The following is a 17,071-nucleotide window of genomic DNA, read 5'->3' on the forward strand; positions in this document are numbered from 1 at the left end:
CCTTCGTGACGGCCTCCGCAAGCTCCGGCCTCCTCAGGGAGCAGTAATTGGGCCGCTCCGATCACAACGAGTGCTTTCGCAGTAACCGGGTCGGCAGGTCGCATCAACCGGGAGCGGAGCGGGGATCGCGCGCCCTCAGCCGGCCGGGAGATCCGCAAGGGCGTCGGGGAGGTCGCCCCGATGGACGACGACGAGTCGCTGGGTCGCCCGGGTGAGGGCGACGTACAGGTCGCTGAGCCCGCGTGGTGACTGGTCGATGATCGCAGCGGGCTCGACGACGATGGTCGTGTCGAACTCCAGGCCCTTACAGCTCCGCACCGTGTACACCCGGGGTGGTTCCCGGTCGGGGAGCGTGAAGCGATCCGGCGCCAGCGCCGCGTCGATCGGGTCGTGCAGGTGATCGGGGACCACGACGGCGGTGAGGCCGTCGGGTTCGGCGAGCCCGACGGCTCGGAGGACGGCGTCGGCGATGCTCCGCGGGGAGTCGTTGTCCGCCCGCAGCGCCACCGGCTCGATCCCGTTGCTGCGCAACGAGGTCGGGGCCTTCTCGCCGTTGCCGATCTCGTCGAGGACGCGCGCGGCGTACTCCATGATCTCGCTCGGGGTCCGGTAGTTGACCGACAGCTCTTTGAACTGCCAGCGCTTCGCGACATACGGCTCCAGGACCTCGGCCCACGAGCGCGTGCCCGCCTCGTCGGATGTCTGAGCGGTGTCGCCGATGATCGTCATCCACCGATTCGGGATGCGTCGCATCACCATCCGCCAGGACATGGGGGAGAGCTCTTGGGCCTCGTCGACGATGACGTGGCCGAACGTCCAGGTGCGGTCGCCGTAGGCACGTTCGGCCGTCGTGGCGCGTCGTGTCTCGGTCTGGCGGGACGCGAGCTGTTCTGCGTCGATCAGGTCGTAGGCCATCAGGATCTCGGGATCGAGTTCGTCCTCGAGGTCCTGCGGCGCCGAGCCGGTCAGGATGTCCAGTGCGTCCTGCGCCTCGGCCAACTGGCGACGCCAGCGTGCGCGTTCGGCCCGCTCCGCGTCCTCGGTGCCGTAACCGATCAGCTCGGCGAGTTCGTCCAGCAATGGGACGTCGGCAGGCGAGAAGTCCGCGCCCGACGTCGTGGCAGGGCGCGACGGACGGTGCAGCGCCGCACGATCGGCGTCCGTCCAACCCGGGGTGGCCTTGCGGATCGCGCGTTCGTCGCCGAGCAGGTCGCGAAGCAGGGCCTGCGGGGTCAGCGTCGGCCAGTACCGCAGCAACGCGGCACGGATGTCGGGATCGCGGCTCATGTCGTCGCGGATGTCGGCGATGTCGGCGGGGCTGAGCAACTGCGAACCGTCGAGCAGGCTCGATCCGATGGCCGCCGCGTGCCGCGCCGCGAGTTCGGCGAGTCCCGCCTTCAGGAAGGCGTTCTGCGAGAGGTTGTGGGCGCGTCGAGTCGCGCGGGCCTTGGCGCGCGCGGCCTTGACCAGGGCCGAGTCGATCTCGACGGTGTAGCTGTCGAAATCGACTGCCTCGGGCCGGGACGGCAGCGACTGTTGGGCACGCACCGCCCGCTTGAGGACGTCGACCATGCGCAGTCCGCCCTTGACCGCGGCGGTCGTCCGCGGGTCGGCGGTGCCCGCGCGGACGCCGGGGAACAGGTCACCGATGGTCGAGAGGAGCACGCCGGACTCGCCCAGCGAGGGCAGCACCTGGCCGATGTAGTTCAGGAAGTCGTCGTTGGGTCCGATGATGAGAATGCCGCTGCGCGAGAGGTTCTCGCGATGTGTGTAGAGCAGGTAGGCGGCTCGGTGCAGCGCCACGGCGGTCTTGCCGGTTCCGGGGCCGCCCTGGATGACGGTGACCCCGCGATGCGTCGACCGGATGATCAGGTCCTGCTCGCGCTGGATCGTCTCGACGATGTCGGTCATCTCGCCGGTGCGGGCGGCGTTGAGGGCCGCGACAAGAGCCGACTCGTTGACGACGTCGCCGTGTCCGAAGTCGTCGAGCAGCGCATCGCCTGCGGTCAGGGACTCGTCGCTCACCCCGCGGACCTTGCGGCTGCGGGTCCGGATGTGGCGACGGCGCGCGACGTCCTCGGGCGCGGCGGGCGTCGCCAGATAGAACGGCCGGGCCAGCGGCGCGCGCCAGTCCAGCAGCAGGGTGGCGTCGGTGGCGGTGGCGTCGAGTTCGCCGTCGTCGGCGAAACCGTCGTCGAGGACACCGATGCGTCCGATGCGCCGGATCTCGCCGTCCTCCAGGTCGAGACGACCGAAATACAGATTGTGTTCGGCGGCATCGAATTTGGCGAGATCCTCGTTGTACATCCGCTCGTAGGACTCGCGTTCGGACAGCGCCTGCGGTGTGCCGCCGCGTTCGGAGAGCGTCGACGACAACCGACGCTGGGTGGTCCGACGCATCCGGTCCAGCCTGCCGTACACGCGGTCGAGGTGCCGTTGTTCCTCGTCCACGCGGGGGTCGGCGTCCGGCGAGAGGGCGGTCATCGGCCGTCCCCGATCGACAGCGGTGCGCGGGACCCGTGGGACCGGGCCAGTCCGGCGGCCCGGATGCGGGCGGTCATCGCGCGGGGGTCGGCGGACAAGCGGCTGCAGACCTGCGACGCCGGGTCGGCGAGTGTCTCGTCGTCGAGTCGGCGGGACAGCCACTCGAGAACGTCGGTCTGTGCGCCGAAGGGGACGGGGTCACCGGTGACCGGGTCGGCGAGGACGCCGTGCCGGGACACGTACAGGTCGAAGGTCGCAGGCGGGGTCCACTCGTCCGGAAGGAGGGGAGAGGGACGGCCGAGAACGGGGTGGTCGCGCGTAGTCACTGTCTGTCGATCATAGTTGGGTTCGGTGGCGTCGAGAGCATCGATGTGGGTGGGACCCAGCCAGGCCGCGGTCGTCGTGATCGCGCCCTCACCTGCGAGGATCGGTGCGGCCGGGATGTATCCCCGGGCCGCTACATGGGCGGAATGGCCGACTGTGATGTTCGTGACGCGGACCGTGCGGAGGCAGATCCGGTCCGTCGACGGAACGTGGGCGAGCTTGCGACGGAGAACGTCGGGGGCGGCATTCGACCCGACCGCTACCACGAGCCGCGAGCCCACCGACGGGACCGTCCCGAACGGCGGACCCGCGAGCGTCATCTCGTGCAGCGAGGCCTCTCTCAGCGCCGCGGACGCGGGCACCCAGGGATAATCCTCTGGCGGGTGCACCGCGTCCGTGGTCGTGAGATCGGTTGTGCTCAGGGTCGTGCTCGTTCTGTTGCTCGTGCGCGTGGAGACCCCGAGGGATCAGCGACGTGCCTTGCGCAGACGCTTGCGACCCTGCTCGGCGGAGTCCTCGGCAGCTGCGGCGAGCTGGCGTGCGGTCTCGGCGAGCTCGGCCGACCGTGCGCGGGCGACGTCGGCGAGTTCGGCGGACCGATCGCGTGCCACGTCGGCGAACTCCGGTGCGCGCTTGCGCGCGGTGTCGGCGAGATCGGACGCGCGGTCGCGGGCCGAATCGGCGATCTTCGGAGCCTTCTTCTTCGCCTGCTTCTGCGCCTTCGCGGCCTGCTTCTGAGCCTTCTCGGCTCGCTTCTGCGCTTCCTTCACGAGCTTCGGGCCCCGCTTGCGCGCGGTCTCGGCGAGATCAGACGAACGCGCGAGCGCCGTGTCGGCGAGCTCCGACGACCGGTGGAGAGCCGCGTCGGCGACGACCGGGGCGCGGTCCTTGATGCGATCCGCGACATCGGAGGCGGTCTCGGCGGCCTTGCCGGCCAGCTCGAGGGAGCGCTTCTGCGCGGCCTCGGCGATCTCGGGTGCGTGCTCGCGGAACTTCGCCGCGGCGTCGGCGGACCGCTCGGAGACGATCTCGGCGCCGTCGTGGGTGCGCTCGACGAGGTGCTCCCAGGTCGACGACCCGGCGGCGGCACCGATCGGCAGCGCCGCGGCCACAGCGGATGCCTTCTGCCGGCCGCGCCACGCGAGCGACGGCTTGCCCTCGGTGTCGACCGCCGCCAACAGGACTCCGCCGAGCAGGCCGACGTTCTTGATGAACGCGTTGCGCTGGGCTTCCTTCTTGACCGGGTCGGCCTCGTTCCAGAAGTCGGTGCCCGCTGCCGTCGTCGGGATCAGGGTGCCGGCCAGGACGACGGACGCCACGCGCGGGAACTTGCCGGTGGCGAGCAGGATTCCGCCGCCGATCTGGGCGGCGGCGTTGATCTGCACCAGGGTCTCGGTGTTCTCCGGGATCCGGCCGGCCACCTCAGGCGGGAGCGACGACCGGGCCTTGTCCACGACCGGCTCGGCGGACTGCGCGATCGGTTTGGGGCTCCGGATGGCGTCCACGCCGCTGGCGACGAACGCCGAGGCGAGGAGCGGACGGGCGATACGGCGGAGAATCATCGGTCACAACCTTCTTCAGTCGGGTTTGGCTATCGAGATCCGTCGGGTGAAGCGCGTTTCTGGCCCGTTCAACGCTACCCTGTCGCAACGAATCTGCAGGTCACTCGGCGTGCCGTGACCGGTTTGCGTACCTACGGGGCATCGCGGGTCACGACTCGCCGAACGATCCGAGGAACAGGTAACCGCCCGCGACGGCGACCAAACACTCGGGAGTCGACCGGCGTCGCCAGCTTCCGGATCACCAGCGGCGCTCACGCCATTCGGGGAGTGACCCGCGCTCGGCGCCCAGGGTCGTGTCCTTGCCGTGGCCGGGGTAGACGATGGTCGAGTCGTCGAAGCGGTCGAACAGCTTCGTCGAGACGTCCTCGAGGAGGGTGTCGAAGTCCTCCGGCTTCCAGGTCTTGCCGATGCCGCCGGGGAAGAGGCAGTCACCGGTGAAGAGGTGCACGGTTCGCTCGCCGCTGTCGTCGACGTCGGTGAGTGCGAGAGCGATCGATCCCGGGGTGTGCCCGACGAGGTGGATGGCCTCGAACGTGAGGTCGCCGACCTCGAGGACGTCACCGTCGTCGACGAGGCGGTCGGGGGTGACGGGCAGTTCACCGGCGTCGAGGCGCCCCGCCGCGGTCGGCACCCCGGTGGACTCGGTGACGGCGGCCAGGGCCTGCCAGTGATCGAAATGCTGGTGCGTCGTGAAGATGAGCTTCGGTGTTCCCTCGACCGCCGACAAGACCTCGGTGATCGTCTCCGCGTCGTTGGCCGCGTCGATGATCAGCTGATCGCCCGTCGCACGCGAGGTCACCAGGTAGACGTTGTTGTCCATCGGGCCGACGGACAGCTTGACGATGGTGGCCGACGCCAGCGTGCGGCGCTGTGGGGTCTTCGACTCGGAGAGGTCGCCGGTGTAGTCGTCGCTGATCGGTGTCGCTGGGGAGGTCATGCCGACAGGCTATGACAGCGGGCAGCCGGAATGTGACGGTCGCGACCATGAAACCCGGCGTGGCGCGCGTATCCTGGACCATCGGTTCGGCGATGACACGCGGGCGGCGAGACCGATCGCCCGGTCGTCGGACTCCGAATCTCCCCGGGGCGAGTGCATGGCGACGTTTCTGTCGGTGGCCGTCGGTACTGTGCCCGTGCGCCGTCTGTGCGCCCTGTGACTCGAGAATGTAAGGACTGCAGTGGTTGATCGTCTGATCGTCCGAGGTGCCCGCGAACACAATCTGCGCGGCATCGATGTCGACCTGCCCCGGGACAGCCTCATCGTCTTCACGGGGTTGTCGGGATCGGGCAAGTCATCCCTCGCCTTCGACACGATCTTCGCGGAGGGGCAGCGGCGCTACGTGGAGTCACTGTCCGCCTATGCGAGGCAGTTCCTCGGGCAGATGGACAAGCCGGATGTGGACTTCATCGAGGGCCTCTCGCCCGCGGTGTCCATCGATCAGAAGTCGACCAACCGCAATCCCCGGTCGACCGTCGGCACCATCACCGAGGTCTACGACTACCTCCGTCTCCTCTACGCCCGCGCCGGCAAGGCGCATTGCCCGATCTGCGGCGAGCCCATCGCCAAGCAGACACCCCAGCAGATCGTGGACCAGGTGCTCGCGATGGACGAGGGCACGCGCTTCCAGGTGCTCGCGCCGGTCGTGCGTACCCGCAAGGGAGAGTTCGTCGACCTCTTCGCCGAGCTCCAGACCCAGGGCTTCTCCCGCGCCCGCATCGACGGCGTCGTCCATCAGCTGACCGATCCGCCGAAGCTGAAGAAACAGGAGAAGCACGACATCGAGGTGGTCGTCGACCGCCTGGTCGTCAAGGCCAGCGCCAAGCAGCGCCTGACGGATTCGGTCGAGACCGGTCTGCGTCTGGCCGACGGCATCATCGTGCTCGACTTCGTCGACCTCGAGGAGGACGACCCGGAACGCGAGCGCCGCTTCTCGGAGCGGATGGCCTGCCCGAATGCGCATCCGATCGCGATCGACGACCTCGAACCGCGGTCGTTCTCGTTCAACTCGCCGTACGGCGCATGCCCGGAATGCGACGGGCTCGGCATCCGCAAGGAGGTCGACGAGGAGCTCGTCGTGCCCGACCCGGAGATGTCGCTCGCCGAGGGTGCCATCGCGCCGTGGTCGACCGGGCACAACGCCGATTACTTCCTCCGGTTGATGTCCGGGCTGGCCGATCAGATGAAGTTCGACATCAACACGCCCTGGAAGAAGCTGCCGATCAAGGCGCGCAGGGCCCTGCTCAACGGCAGCGACCACCAGGTCCACGTCAAGTTCCGCAACCGGTACGGCCGCACCCGCTCGTACTACACCGAGTTCGAGGGCGTGCTCTCGTTCCTCGCGCGCCGCATGGACCAGACCGAGTCCGAGCAGATGAAGGAGCGGTACGAGGGCTACATGCGGGACGTGCCGTGTCCTGCCTGTCAGGGTGCGCGCCTGCGCCCGGAGATCCTCGCCGTCACGCTCGACCACCCGGAGTTCGGGCCGAAGTCGATCGCCGAGGTGTGCGCCCTGTCGGTCGCCGATTGCGCCGACTTCCTCGACCAACTGCGGCTCGACTCCCGGCAGGCCGCGATCGCGGGACGGGTCCTCAAGGAGGTCCAGGCCCGCATCCGCTTCCTGCTCGACGTCGGACTCGAGTACCTGTCGCTCGAGCGCGCCGCGGGTTCGCTGTCGGGTGGTGAGGCGCAGCGCATCCGCCTGGCCACCCAGATCGGTTCGGGTCTTGCGGGCGTGCTCTACGTCCTCGACGAGCCGTCGATCGGTCTGCACCAGCGCGACAACCGCCGACTCATCGACACGTTGACGCGGCTTCGGGATCTGGGGAACACGCTCATCGTCGTCGAACACGACGAGGACACCATCCGCGCCGCCGACTGGATCGTCGACATCGGTCCCCGGGCCGGGGAGCACGGCGGACACGTGGTGCACAGCGGCAGTTACAAGGACCTACTGAAGAACCGGAAATCACTGACCGGTGCGTACCTCGCCGGTCGCGACACCCTGCCGGTGCCGGACATCCGGCGGCCGATCGATCGCAAGCGCCAGCTGACGGTCGTCGGTGCGCGGGAACACAACCTCCGTGGCATCGACGTGTCGTTCCCGCTCGGTGTGATGACCGCGGTCACCGGTGTCTCGGGGTCGGGCAAGTCGACGCTCGTCAACGACATCCTGGCCACCGTGCTCGCCAACAAGCTCAACGGCGCGCGTCAGGTGCCCGGGCGTCACACCCGCATCAAGGGTCTGGACAACCTGGACAAGCTCGTGCAGGTCGACCAGTCGCCGATCGGGCGCACCCCGCGGTCGAACCCGGCCACCTACACCGGTGTCTTCGACAAGATCCGCACGTTGTTCGCGGCGACGACCGAGGCGAAGGTGCGCGGCTATCAACCGGGCCGGTTCTCGTTCAACGTCAAGGGCGGCCGCTGTGAGGCGTGCACCGGTGAGGGCACGATCAAGATCGAGATGAACTTCCTGCCGGATGTGTACGTCCCGTGCGAGGTCTGCCACGGCGCGCGGTACAACCGCGAGACCCTCGAGGTGCACTACAAGGGCAAGACCATCTCCGAGGTGCTCGACATGCCGATCGAGGAGGCCGCCGACTTCTTCGAGCCCGTCACCTCGATCCATCGCTACCTGAAGACACTCGTCGACGTCGGTCTGGGCTATGTCCGGCTCGGGCAGCCGGCGCCGACGCTGTCCGGCGGTGAGGCACAGCGCGTGAAGCTGGCGGCCGAATTGCAGAAGCGGTCGATGGGCCGGACGGTCTACATCCTCGACGAGCCGACCACCGGTCTGCACTTCGAGGACATCAAGAAGCTGCTCGCCGTGATCAACGGTCTGGTCGACAAGGGCAACACGGTCATCGTGATCGAGCACAACCTCGATGTCATCAAGACCGCCGACTGGGTCATCGACATGGGACCCGAGGGTGGCGCGGGTGGTGGAACCGTGGTCGGCGAAGGTACTCCGGAGGACATCGCCGCGACCCCGGGCAGCCACACCGGCAAATTCCTCGCCGAGATCGTGGACATCGACCACGCGGTGGCGTCGGTCGGCTGAGTCGCCGAACGCAAATCGCCACTACCGTTGCAGCAGCGCTGGTTTGCGAGTGGCGCGCGTCAACGGAAGTGGCGATTCGCGTGTTCTGAGGGGGAATGCGCGGCGGGGGAGAGCGCTACGAACCCATCGATTTGCGGATCTCCTCGAGTCGCTTCTTCGCGGCCTCGTCGCGCTTACGCATCATCTCGTCGACGGATTGGCCCTCGGCGCTCGCCTCCGCCAGCTCCTGCGACCCGATCGCGGTGGAGATGCGGTTCTCGATCTTGTCGCGCACGAAGTCGAAGGTCGGGACGCCGCTGTCGGAGTAATTCGGATCGGGAACCGCTCCGGGCACCGGGCCGGTCGGCACGATCTCCGCATCGATGATCTCGTCGGACCGTCCGGGCTCCTCGGCATTCGTCATGGGTCCAGCGTAGGCCCTCCGCTGGTCGAGTAGCGCCGGCCGAGCGGAGCGAGGCCGCCGCGTGTCGAGGCCACTACCGCCGGGGCACGCGAACCGGGCCGGTGTACTTCTCGCCCGGGCCCTCGCCGGGTTCGTCCGGGTATGCACTTGCCTCCCGGAACGCCAGCTGCAGGCCCTTCAGGCCGTCGCGGATCGGTGCGGCGTGGATGCCGAGATCGGCTTTCGACGCGTCGACGATGCCGGCCAGGGCGGTGATCAGGGTGCGGGCCTCGGGCAGGTCGATCCGGTCGGCCGGGGTCCCCTCGGCCAGGCCGAGCTTCTCGGCCGCCGCGCTCATCAGCATGACGATGGATCGGGTGATGACCTCGATGGCCGGAATATCGCCCAGGTCACGGACGTTGTCGGGATCGGTGTGCGCCGCATCTCCCAGGTCGGCGCCATCGCCCGTCGCACCCTCCGGGGGTAACGGTGCAGGTGACGAATAGGAGTTCTCGGCCATGGCTGTTAGACTCCCATAGCACGACCGCCCTGGTATGCGCCGGGGTCGTAAGTGGAGTTCCGCTCCCACCGTTCGACGCGAGGTTCTCGCAGTTGCACGGTCCGGTTCACGCCGATCGTCGCAGATCGCATCTCTGGATGCTGAGCTGTACGTCGTCGGCAGCGTGTGTCAGCACTGGCACGCGTGGACGAACCGGTCGGTATCGGAGCCCCGCGGACATCAGTCCCGGGGCTTCCTTGCTGAGGTGTCCCGCAGGTTCTCTTGCATACGTCCCTCGCCACGACGCGACGGTTACCACTGCAGGATTGAACAAGGAGGCCCCATCAGCACTGAGACCCGCATCAACGAGCGCATCCGCGTCCCTGAGGTCCGACTCGTCGGACCCAACTCGGAGCAGGTGGGCATCGTGCGTGTTGAAGATGCGCTTCGCTTGGCCTACGAGGCCGATCTCGACCTGGTCGAGGTGGCTCCGGACGCCCGTCCGCCGGTCTGCAAGATCATGGACTACGGCAAGTTCAAGTACGAAGCGGCCCAGAAGCAGCGCGAATCGCGTCGCAACCAGCAGATGACCGTGATCAAGGAGCAGAAGCTCCGTCCCAAGATCGACGACCACGATTACGAGACCAAGAAGGGTCACGTCATCCGGTTCCTCGAAGCGGGATCCAAGGTGAAGGTCACCATCATGTTCCGCGGCCGCGAGCAGTCGCGCCCCGAGCTCGGCTACCGACTGCTGCAGCGCCTGGGCAACGATGTCGCCGACTACGGCTTCGTCGAGACCTCGGCCAAGCAGGACGGCCGCAACATGACGATGGTCCTCGCGCCGCACAAGGGTGCGAAGACCCGCCAGAAGGCGCAAGAGAGCCGCGAGCGTTCCGGTGGCCCGAAGGCCGCCCCAGACGCGAGCTGATCCGCGAGCACTGAGCGGACGAGAACTGAGTCGATCGGCCGGACGAGAGTCCGAACCGCTCCGGCCGAGATCACGACACGCGAACACGGGTACACACCGGACCTCGCCGGGTCCGGTGCCCGAGTTCGCCCGAGAGAAGGAAGAACATGCCGAAGAGCAAGACCCACAAGGGCACCGCGAAGCGCTTCAAGGTGACCGGCAGCGGAAAGATCGTCCGCCAGAAGGCCAACCGCCGCCACCTGCTCGAGCACAAGTCGTCTCGGCGCACCCGTCGTCTCGACGGCACCACCGTCGTCAGCGAGAACGACGCCCCGCGCATCAAGCGACTGCTCAACCGCTGACGCCAGCGACCCCAGACATCTGACAAGCAAAAGGATCTAACACATGGCACGCGTGAAAAGGGCCGTCAACGCCCAGAAGAAGCGTCGGTCCACCCTCGAGGCCTCCAAGGGCTACCGCGGACAGCGGTCGCGCCTCTACCGCAAGGCGAAGGAGCAGCAGCTCCACTCGCTGAACTACGCCTACCGCGACCGTCGCGCGCGCAAGGGTGAGTTCCGCAAGCTGTGGATCTCGCGCATCAACGCCGCGGCCCGCGCCAACGACATCACCTACAACCGCCTCATCCAGGGCCTCAAGGCCGCGGGTGTCGAGGTCGACCGCAAGGTGCTCGCCGACATCGCCGTGACCGATCCCGAGGCCTTCACCGGTCTGGTCGAGGTCGCCCGCAAGGCACTGCCGGCCGACGTCAACGCGCCGGCTGCCTGATTGCGCACCAGCACCCACGACCCGCGAGTCGCGCGGACGAACCTCCGATGACGGAGGTCCTGTCCGAGCGGTCCTCGCGGGTCGTGTCGTATGCGAAGCTGCATCGCGCGGCCGAGCGGCGCGACCAGGGTCGCTTCGTCGCCGAAGGTGCCAATGCCGTCGCCTCGGCGCTGGCCGTCGGACGGGCCGAGGCGGTCCTGGTCGCCGACGAGGAGCAGTTCCGTCATCGCGATCTCGTCGAGACCGCCGCGGCGGCCGGCGTCCCGGTGTCGGTGATCACCGGCCGCGCCGCGTCGAAGCTGGCCGAGACGTCCACGCCCGCGGGCATCTTCGCGATCTGCCCGTTGCTCGTCGTGCCGCTCGACGCCGTCCTCACCGCCGGGCCGCGACTCCTCGCGATCGCGGTCGAGCCGCGGGAGCCCGGGAACGCGGGCACGCTCATCCGCTGCGCCGACGCGATGGGCGCCGACGCGGTGATCCTGCTCGGCGATGCCGTCGACCCCCACAACGGCAAGTGCGTCCGTGCGAGCGCGGGAAGCGTGTTCACGGTGCCCGTGGTGCGTGAGCGCGCCGTCGACGACGCCCTCGACGCCATCCGGGGGTCCGGCATCAGCCTGTTGGCGACCGCGGCCGATGGCGAGGTCGCCCTGGACGCGGCGGGCGACATCCTCTCCGGCCGCGTCGCATGGCTCTTCGGCAACGAGGCGCACGGCCTGTCGGCCGAGGTGCAACGCTCCGCCGACCACCGCGTGTCCATCCCCATCCGTGGCCGCGCCGAGAGCCTGAATGTCGCTGCCGCGGCGGCCATCTGTCTGTACGAGAGCGCCCGTGTCCACGGCGCGGCGGGTCGCGTCTGACCGCTGTCCGAGTCGGCCGGTAGGGTCGGCGATCGTGTCAGAAACTGTGTCACCCGACTCCGCGCCCGAACCCGCACCCGCGACCCCCGGCTCGCCGGCCGCTGCACCCCAGACGGTGCCCGCGCCCGATCCCGCGGTCGTGAACTCCCGTATCGCCTCGGCGATCGCGACCGAACTCGGGGTGGGCGCCGGTCAGGTGCGATCGGCGATCGAGTTGCTGGACGGCGGATCGACGGTTCCGTTCGTCGCCCGATACCGCAAAGAGGCCACCGGCGGCCTCGACGACGCGCAACTGCGTACCCTCGACGAGCGTCTCGGTTACCTGCGCGACCTCGAGGCCCGACGCCAGGCCGTCCGCGAATCCATCGCCGCGCAGGGCAAACTCGACGCCGCACTCGATGCGCGCATCCTCGAGGCCGACACCAAGGCGCGCCTGGAGGACATCTACCTGCCCTACAAGCCGAAGCGCCGCACCAAGGCCCAGATCGCACGCGAGGCCGGACACGAGCCGGTGGCCGATGCACTGCTCTCGGACCCGACGACGGACCCGGCGACCTTCACCGCCGAGCAGCTCGACGGCGCCCGCGCGATCGCCGTCGAGCGGTTCGCCGAAGACGCCGACCTCGTCGGCGAACTCCGTGAGCTGATGTGGCAGACCGGAGTGTTGCGCACAACGGTTCGGGACGGCAAGGAGTCGGCCGGCGCCAAGTTCGCCGACTATTTCGAGTTCTCCGAGCCGTTCACCTCGCTGCCGTCGCACCGGGTGCTGGCCGTGCTGCGCGGCGAGCGCGAGGAGATCCTGTCGGTCACCCTCGACGCCGACCCGGAAGCGGCCGACCGGCCCGCCGGCCCCGGACCGTACGAGCAGCGCATCGCCGCCCGGTTCGGCATCGCCGATCAGGGGCGTCCGGCCGACCGGTGGCTCACCGACACGGTGCGCTGGGCATGGCGGACCAAGCTGTTCGTCGGGCTGTCCCTCGACGTCCGGATGCGGCTGCGTCAGGCCGCCGAGGCCGACGCGGTCGCCGTGTTCGCGACGAACCTCAAGGACCTCCTGCTGGCCGCGCCCGCCGGGTCCCGTACGACGATGGGTCTCGATCCCGGCCTACGCACCGGCGTGAAGGTCGCAGTGGTGAACGCGACCGGAAGGGTCGTCGACCACGCGACGATCTATCCGCACGAGCCCCGGCGCGACAAGTCCGGCTCGCTCGCGGTGCTCGGCGCACTCGTCGAGAAGCACGGCGTCGAACTCATTGCCATCGGCAACGGCACCGCCTCACGCGAGACCGATGCGCTCGCCGGCGAGCTGCTGGCCGCGATCAAGGAGGCCGGCAAGAAGCCGCCGACGAGCGTCGTCGTGTCCGAGGCGGGTGCCTCGGTCTACTCGGCGTCGGCGTACGCGTCGAAGGAATTGCCGGACCTCGACGTCTCCATCCGCGGCGCGGTCTCGATCGCCCGCCGGTTGCAGGATCCGCTCGCCGAGCTCGTGAAGATCGATCCGAAGTCGATCGGGGTGGGGCAGTATCAGCACGACATCTCCGAGACCCTGCTCGCGCGCTCACTCGGGGCGGTCGTCGAAGACGCGGTGAACGCGGTCGGCGTCGACGTGAACACTGCGTCGGTGCCGCTGCTGTCCCGCGTGTCCGGCATCACCGCGGGCCTCGCGGAATCGATTGTCGCGCATCGTGACACCAATGGCGCGTTCCGGGATCGCAAGCAGATCACCGCGGTGCCCAGGCTCGGCCCCAAAGCTTTCGAGCAGTGCGCCGGCTTCTTGCGCATCGCCGACGGCGACAATCCGCTCGACGCGTCGAGCGTGCACCCGGAGGCGTACCCGGTCGTCACACGCATCCTCGAGAAGGTGGGCACCGATGTCCGGTCGCTGATCGGCGACACCGCGACCCTCACCAAGTTGCGACCCGAGGAGTTCGTCGACGAGACGTTCGGTCGTCCGACCGTCGTCGACATCATCGCCGAACTCGACAAGCCGGGGCGCGACCCGCGGCCGGAGTTCAAGACCGCGACGTTTGCCACGGGCATCGAGAAGGTCTCCGACCTGACCCCGGGGATGGTCCTCGAAGGTCAGGTCACCAACGTGGCCGCCTTCGGCGCATTCGTCGACGTCGGCGTGCACCAGGACGGCCTCGTCCACGTCTCGGCGATGGCACACCGCTTCGTCTCCGACCCCCACGAGGTCGTCAAGTCCGGCGACATCGTAAAGGTCAAGGTCATGGACGTCGACATCGACCGCAAACGCATCGGGTTGTCGCTGCGGCTCGACGACGAACCGGGCAGTGACGGCAAACCCTCCCGCGCGCCTCGCGGGCAAGGGCGGGAGGACAGTGCTCGTGGCGGCGGCAATCAGCCGCGGAGGAACGAGCAGCGTGGCGGCGGACGGGGCAACCCGGGCGGCCAGGGCCGGGGCGCTCAGGGGCAGGGCAACCGAGGCGGGAACCGGAACGATCGACGCCCGGCACCCAGCGGGGCGATGGCCGACGCGCTCAAGCGAGCCGGCTTCGGCAAGTAGGGTCGCGGCCCGGGCGGGCCGGTTGTGTGTTCGCGGATGCGGGGATTGCCGACCCCGAGCGAGTAGTTTCCCTCAGGCCGTCCCGGTCGCCGCGGTCGAGACTCGACGCCATGCCCAGCATCGTCTCGGGACGGCCGGCGTCGACCGGTCTGCCCACGCCTCGTGAACTCGCCGCCCTCACCGGGGACCGCGACCGCGTCATCGACCTGATCCGCATCATGTCGCTGGCGGTCGTGGTCGCCGGTCACTCGATCATGCTCACCGTCGACGTGACCGACGACTCGATTCATCTCGGCAACACACTCGGCGACGTGCCCGCACTGCAGCCGGCGACCTGGCTGCTGCAGGTGCTGCCGCTGTTCTTCTTCGCCGGTGCCGCCGCGGCGACCCGCGGCTGGACCTCGCGCGGCGACGGTGACACACCGACCGCCGGGCAATGGCTCGTCGCCCGGACACAACGCTTGATGCGGCCGGTGTTCTGGTACCTCGGAGCCGTCGCGGCCGTGTACACCGTCCTGTCCGGCACCGGTGCCACGGCGGCGGCCGACGTGGTCGCGCGTCTCGGGGTGCAGTTGCTGTGGTTCCTCGGCGCCTACCTGCTCGTACTGGCGGTGGTCCCGTTCCTGCAGCGCCTCCGGTCCGTCGGTGGTGTGCTGGCCGCCCTGGCGGTGTGTTGGGGGAGCACGGCGATCGTCGACGCCGTCCGACTGACGGACGGCCCCGCAGCGCTCGGCTACCTGAACTTCCTCGCCGTGTGGACGATCCCCGCGGTCCTCGGGGTCGCGTACGCCAAGAAGATCCTGCGGCCCGGGCTCGCCGTCCTCGCGGCCGCCGGTGCGCTGGCAGCCGACCTCGTCCTCGTCACGTGGGGACCCTACGAGGTCTCCCTCGTGACGGTTCCGGGCCAGCACCTGTCCAACATGAGTCCGCCGAGCCTGCTGCTCGCCGGCCACGCGATCGTGTTGTGCGCGGGCGCGATCGCGGTGCGCCGATTCCTCGCGGTCGTGGCCGACCGTCCGCGCGTCTGGTGGTGGGTGGTGCTGGGCAACCGGGGCGCGATGACGCTGTATCTCTGGCATCTGCCGGTGCTCGCGGCGATCATCGGTCTGTGCGCCGCGGCCGGCATCGACCGCGGCGACGTCGGCGCGGCGTCCTTCCCGATGATCGTCGGGGCGCAGACCGTGTTGCTGCTCGCGGGCATGGTCCCGGTGGTCGCGATCCTGTCCCCACTCGAGAACCGGTCCCTGCCGTGGTGGGACGAACCGGTCGCCCGGCGCAGCGGACCGGTGCGGAACGCGGCCCTGCTGACGGCGCTGGCCGGGCTCGGCGTGGCAGTGCTGATGCTCGCGCGCGGCGGTCTGACCGGCGACGGTGTGTGGTGGCTGATCATGGGCCTCGCCTGTGCCACCTGCTCGCGTTGCCTCGCGGTTCCCGCCGGTCGTCCGACGGCAGCGCCAGGGCTTCCCGGTGACGACGCCTCCCTGCAGGTCAGCGCCCCGCGGTAGTCGACTACCCTCGACGGGAGTCATCGTCGGCGCCGGAGGTGTCCGTCGGCCCGTTGGGTCGGCGTGCACAGCGCGACGACGATGCCGACCATCCATCGATCGACGCACGAGGAGCACGCCCACCGTGGCCACTTCCGCCGACGCAACGGCATTCCCGGGACCCGACGACCTCGAGGCGGCCGCGACGTCGGCCATCGAGGACTTCGAGGCGGCGGCCGACCTCGATCAGCTCGCCGCGGCCAAGTCGGCGCACCTCGGTGATCGCTCGCCGATCGCACTCGCCCGGCGCGCGCTGGGTTCCCTCCCCAAAGAGGGGCGTTCCGAAGCCGGCAAGCTGGTCAACCAGGTGCGCGGCCGGGTGTCGGCGGCCCTGGAGGCGCGCACCGCCGTCCTCGACGCCGAACGGGACGCGGCGGTCCTCGTCGCCGAATCCATCGACGTGACCCTGCCGAGCGGTCGGCGCCCGGTGGGTGCGCGACATCCCATCACCGTCATCGCCGAGCAGGTGGCCGACGTGTTCGTCGGTATGGGCTGGGAGATCGCGGAGGGCCCGGAGGTCGAGACCGAGCACTACAATTTCGACGCGCTCAACTTCCTGCCCGACCACCCCGCCCGGTCGATGCAGGACACCTTCTACATCGCGCCCGAGGGATCGCGGCAGGTCCTGCGGACGCACACCTCGCCGGTGCAGGTGCGCTCGATGCTGAGCCGGGACCTGCCCATCTACGTGGCGTGCCCGGGCCGGACGTTCCGGACCGACGAGCTCGACGCCACCCACACCCCGGTCTTCCATCAGATCGAGGGACTCGCCGTCGACAAGGGACTCACACTGGCGAACCTGCGGGGCACCCTGGAGACCTTCGCGCGGGCACTCTTCGGCCCGGAGACGACGACCCGCATGCGGGCGAGCTACTTCCCGTTCACCGAACCCTCCGCCGAGGTCGACGTGTGGTTCCCCGCCAAGAAGGGCGGACCCGGCTGGGTCGAGTGGGGCGGCTGCGGCATGGTCAACCCGAATGTGTTGCGCGCCAGCGGTATCGACCCGGATGTGTACTCCGGATTCGCTTTCGGCATGGGCCTGGAGCGCACCCTGCAATTCCGCAACGACATCTCCGACATGCGGGACATGGTCGAGGGGGACATCCGGTTCACCCTCCCCTTCGGTCCGGCCGCCTGA

The 17,071-nt window shown here is 69.1% G+C and carries 14 protein-coding genes; 8 read left to right on the forward strand and 6 right to left on the reverse strand.

Annotation, left to right across the window (positions count from 1 at the left end):
- Positions 1-135: 135 nt before the first annotated feature.
- The 4 genes from M4D77_RS14355 to M4D77_RS14370 form a co-directional block, all read right to left on the reverse strand.
- The gene (locus tag M4D77_RS14355; RefSeq protein ID WP_259936496.1) at positions 136-2,484 is read right to left on the reverse strand and encodes an AAA family ATPase; all 2,349 of its coding nucleotides are present in this window, start codon (positions 2,482-2,484) and stop codon (positions 136-138) included.
- Positions 2,481-3,170 (reverse strand): hypothetical protein, encoded by a 690-nt coding sequence (locus M4D77_RS14360; RefSeq protein ID WP_259936497.1) that lies wholly within the window; start codon positions 3,168-3,170, stop codon positions 2,481-2,483. The genes M4D77_RS14355 and M4D77_RS14360 overlap by 4 nt, the downstream gene beginning before the upstream one ends.
- 105 nt (positions 3,171-3,275) lie before the next feature.
- Positions 3,276-4,370, reverse strand: coding sequence for a DoxX family protein (locus M4D77_RS14365; protein ID WP_259936498.1), 1,095 nt, complete (start codon positions 4,368-4,370; stop codon positions 3,276-3,278).
- A 238-nt stretch (positions 4,371-4,608) separates the two neighbouring features.
- Positions 4,609-5,307 carry an MBL fold metallo-hydrolase gene (locus tag M4D77_RS14370; protein WP_068971018.1) on the reverse strand — a complete coding sequence of 233 codons (699 nt, stop codon included), beginning with the start codon at positions 5,305-5,307 and terminating at the stop codon, positions 4,609-4,611.
- A 241-nt stretch (positions 5,308-5,548) separates the two neighbouring features.
- Between M4D77_RS14370 and uvrA the strand changes: the two genes are divergently transcribed.
- Complete coding sequence (gene uvrA, locus M4D77_RS14375) at positions 5,549-8,431, forward strand: excinuclease ABC subunit UvrA (protein WP_068971019.1); 2,883 nt, start codon at positions 5,549-5,551, stop codon at positions 8,429-8,431.
- A 115-nt stretch (positions 8,432-8,546) separates the two neighbouring features.
- Here the strand turns inward: uvrA and M4D77_RS14380 are convergent, their stop codons facing one another.
- Positions 8,547-8,834, reverse strand: coding sequence for a PspA domain-containing protein (locus M4D77_RS14380; RefSeq protein ID WP_259936500.1), 288 nt, complete (start codon positions 8,832-8,834; stop codon positions 8,547-8,549).
- Positions 8,835-8,907: 73 nt separating this feature from the next.
- Positions 8,908-9,333: a DUF1844 domain-containing protein gene (locus M4D77_RS14385; protein ID WP_259936501.1), complete on the reverse strand. Its 426-nt coding sequence runs from the start codon at positions 9,331-9,333 to the stop codon at positions 8,908-8,910.
- A gap of 265 nt (positions 9,334-9,598) precedes the next feature.
- On the opposite strand from M4D77_RS14385, the gene infC reads away from it, so the two are divergent.
- The 7 genes from infC (at position 9,599) to pheS (ending at position 17,071) form a co-directional block, all read left to right on the forward strand.
- The gene (gene infC, locus M4D77_RS14390) at positions 9,599-10,240 is read left to right on the forward strand and encodes a translation initiation factor IF-3 (protein WP_162540013.1); all 642 of its coding nucleotides are present in this window, start codon (positions 9,599-9,601) and stop codon (positions 10,238-10,240) included.
- Positions 10,241-10,386: 146 nt separating this feature from the next.
- On the forward strand, positions 10,387-10,581 hold the full coding sequence (gene rpmI, locus M4D77_RS14395; protein ID WP_012834577.1) for a 50S ribosomal protein L35: 195 nt from the start codon (positions 10,387-10,389) through the stop codon (positions 10,579-10,581).
- A gap of 43 nt (positions 10,582-10,624) precedes the next feature.
- On the forward strand, positions 10,625-11,005 hold the full coding sequence (rplT, locus tag M4D77_RS14400) for a 50S ribosomal protein L20 (protein ID WP_010844357.1): 381 nt from the start codon (positions 10,625-10,627) through the stop codon (positions 11,003-11,005).
- A gap of 47 nt (positions 11,006-11,052) precedes the next feature.
- Positions 11,053-11,862 (forward strand): RNA methyltransferase, encoded by an 810-nt coding sequence (locus tag M4D77_RS14405; protein ID WP_259936502.1) that lies wholly within the window; start codon positions 11,053-11,055, stop codon positions 11,860-11,862.
- A gap of 46 nt (positions 11,863-11,908) precedes the next feature.
- Positions 11,909-14,389, forward strand: a complete 2,481-nt coding sequence (locus M4D77_RS14410; protein ID WP_065632025.1) for a Tex family protein — start codon at positions 11,909-11,911, stop codon at positions 14,387-14,389.
- 110 nt (positions 14,390-14,499) lie between these two features.
- On the forward strand, positions 14,500-15,894 hold the full coding sequence (locus M4D77_RS14415) for an acyltransferase family protein (protein WP_065632026.1): 1,395 nt from the start codon (positions 14,500-14,502) through the stop codon (positions 15,892-15,894).
- Between the two features lie 124 nt (positions 15,895-16,018).
- A complete protein-coding gene (pheS, locus tag M4D77_RS14420; RefSeq protein ID WP_065632027.1) occupies positions 16,019-17,071 on the forward strand; it encodes a phenylalanine--tRNA ligase subunit alpha in 1,053 nt (350 codons plus the stop codon).

It is taken from the genome of Gordonia sp. p3-SID1431 (assembly GCF_025143765.1).
In the GTDB taxonomy this organism is placed as follows: Bacteria; Actinomycetota; Actinomycetes; order Mycobacteriales; family Mycobacteriaceae; genus Gordonia; species Gordonia hongkongensis.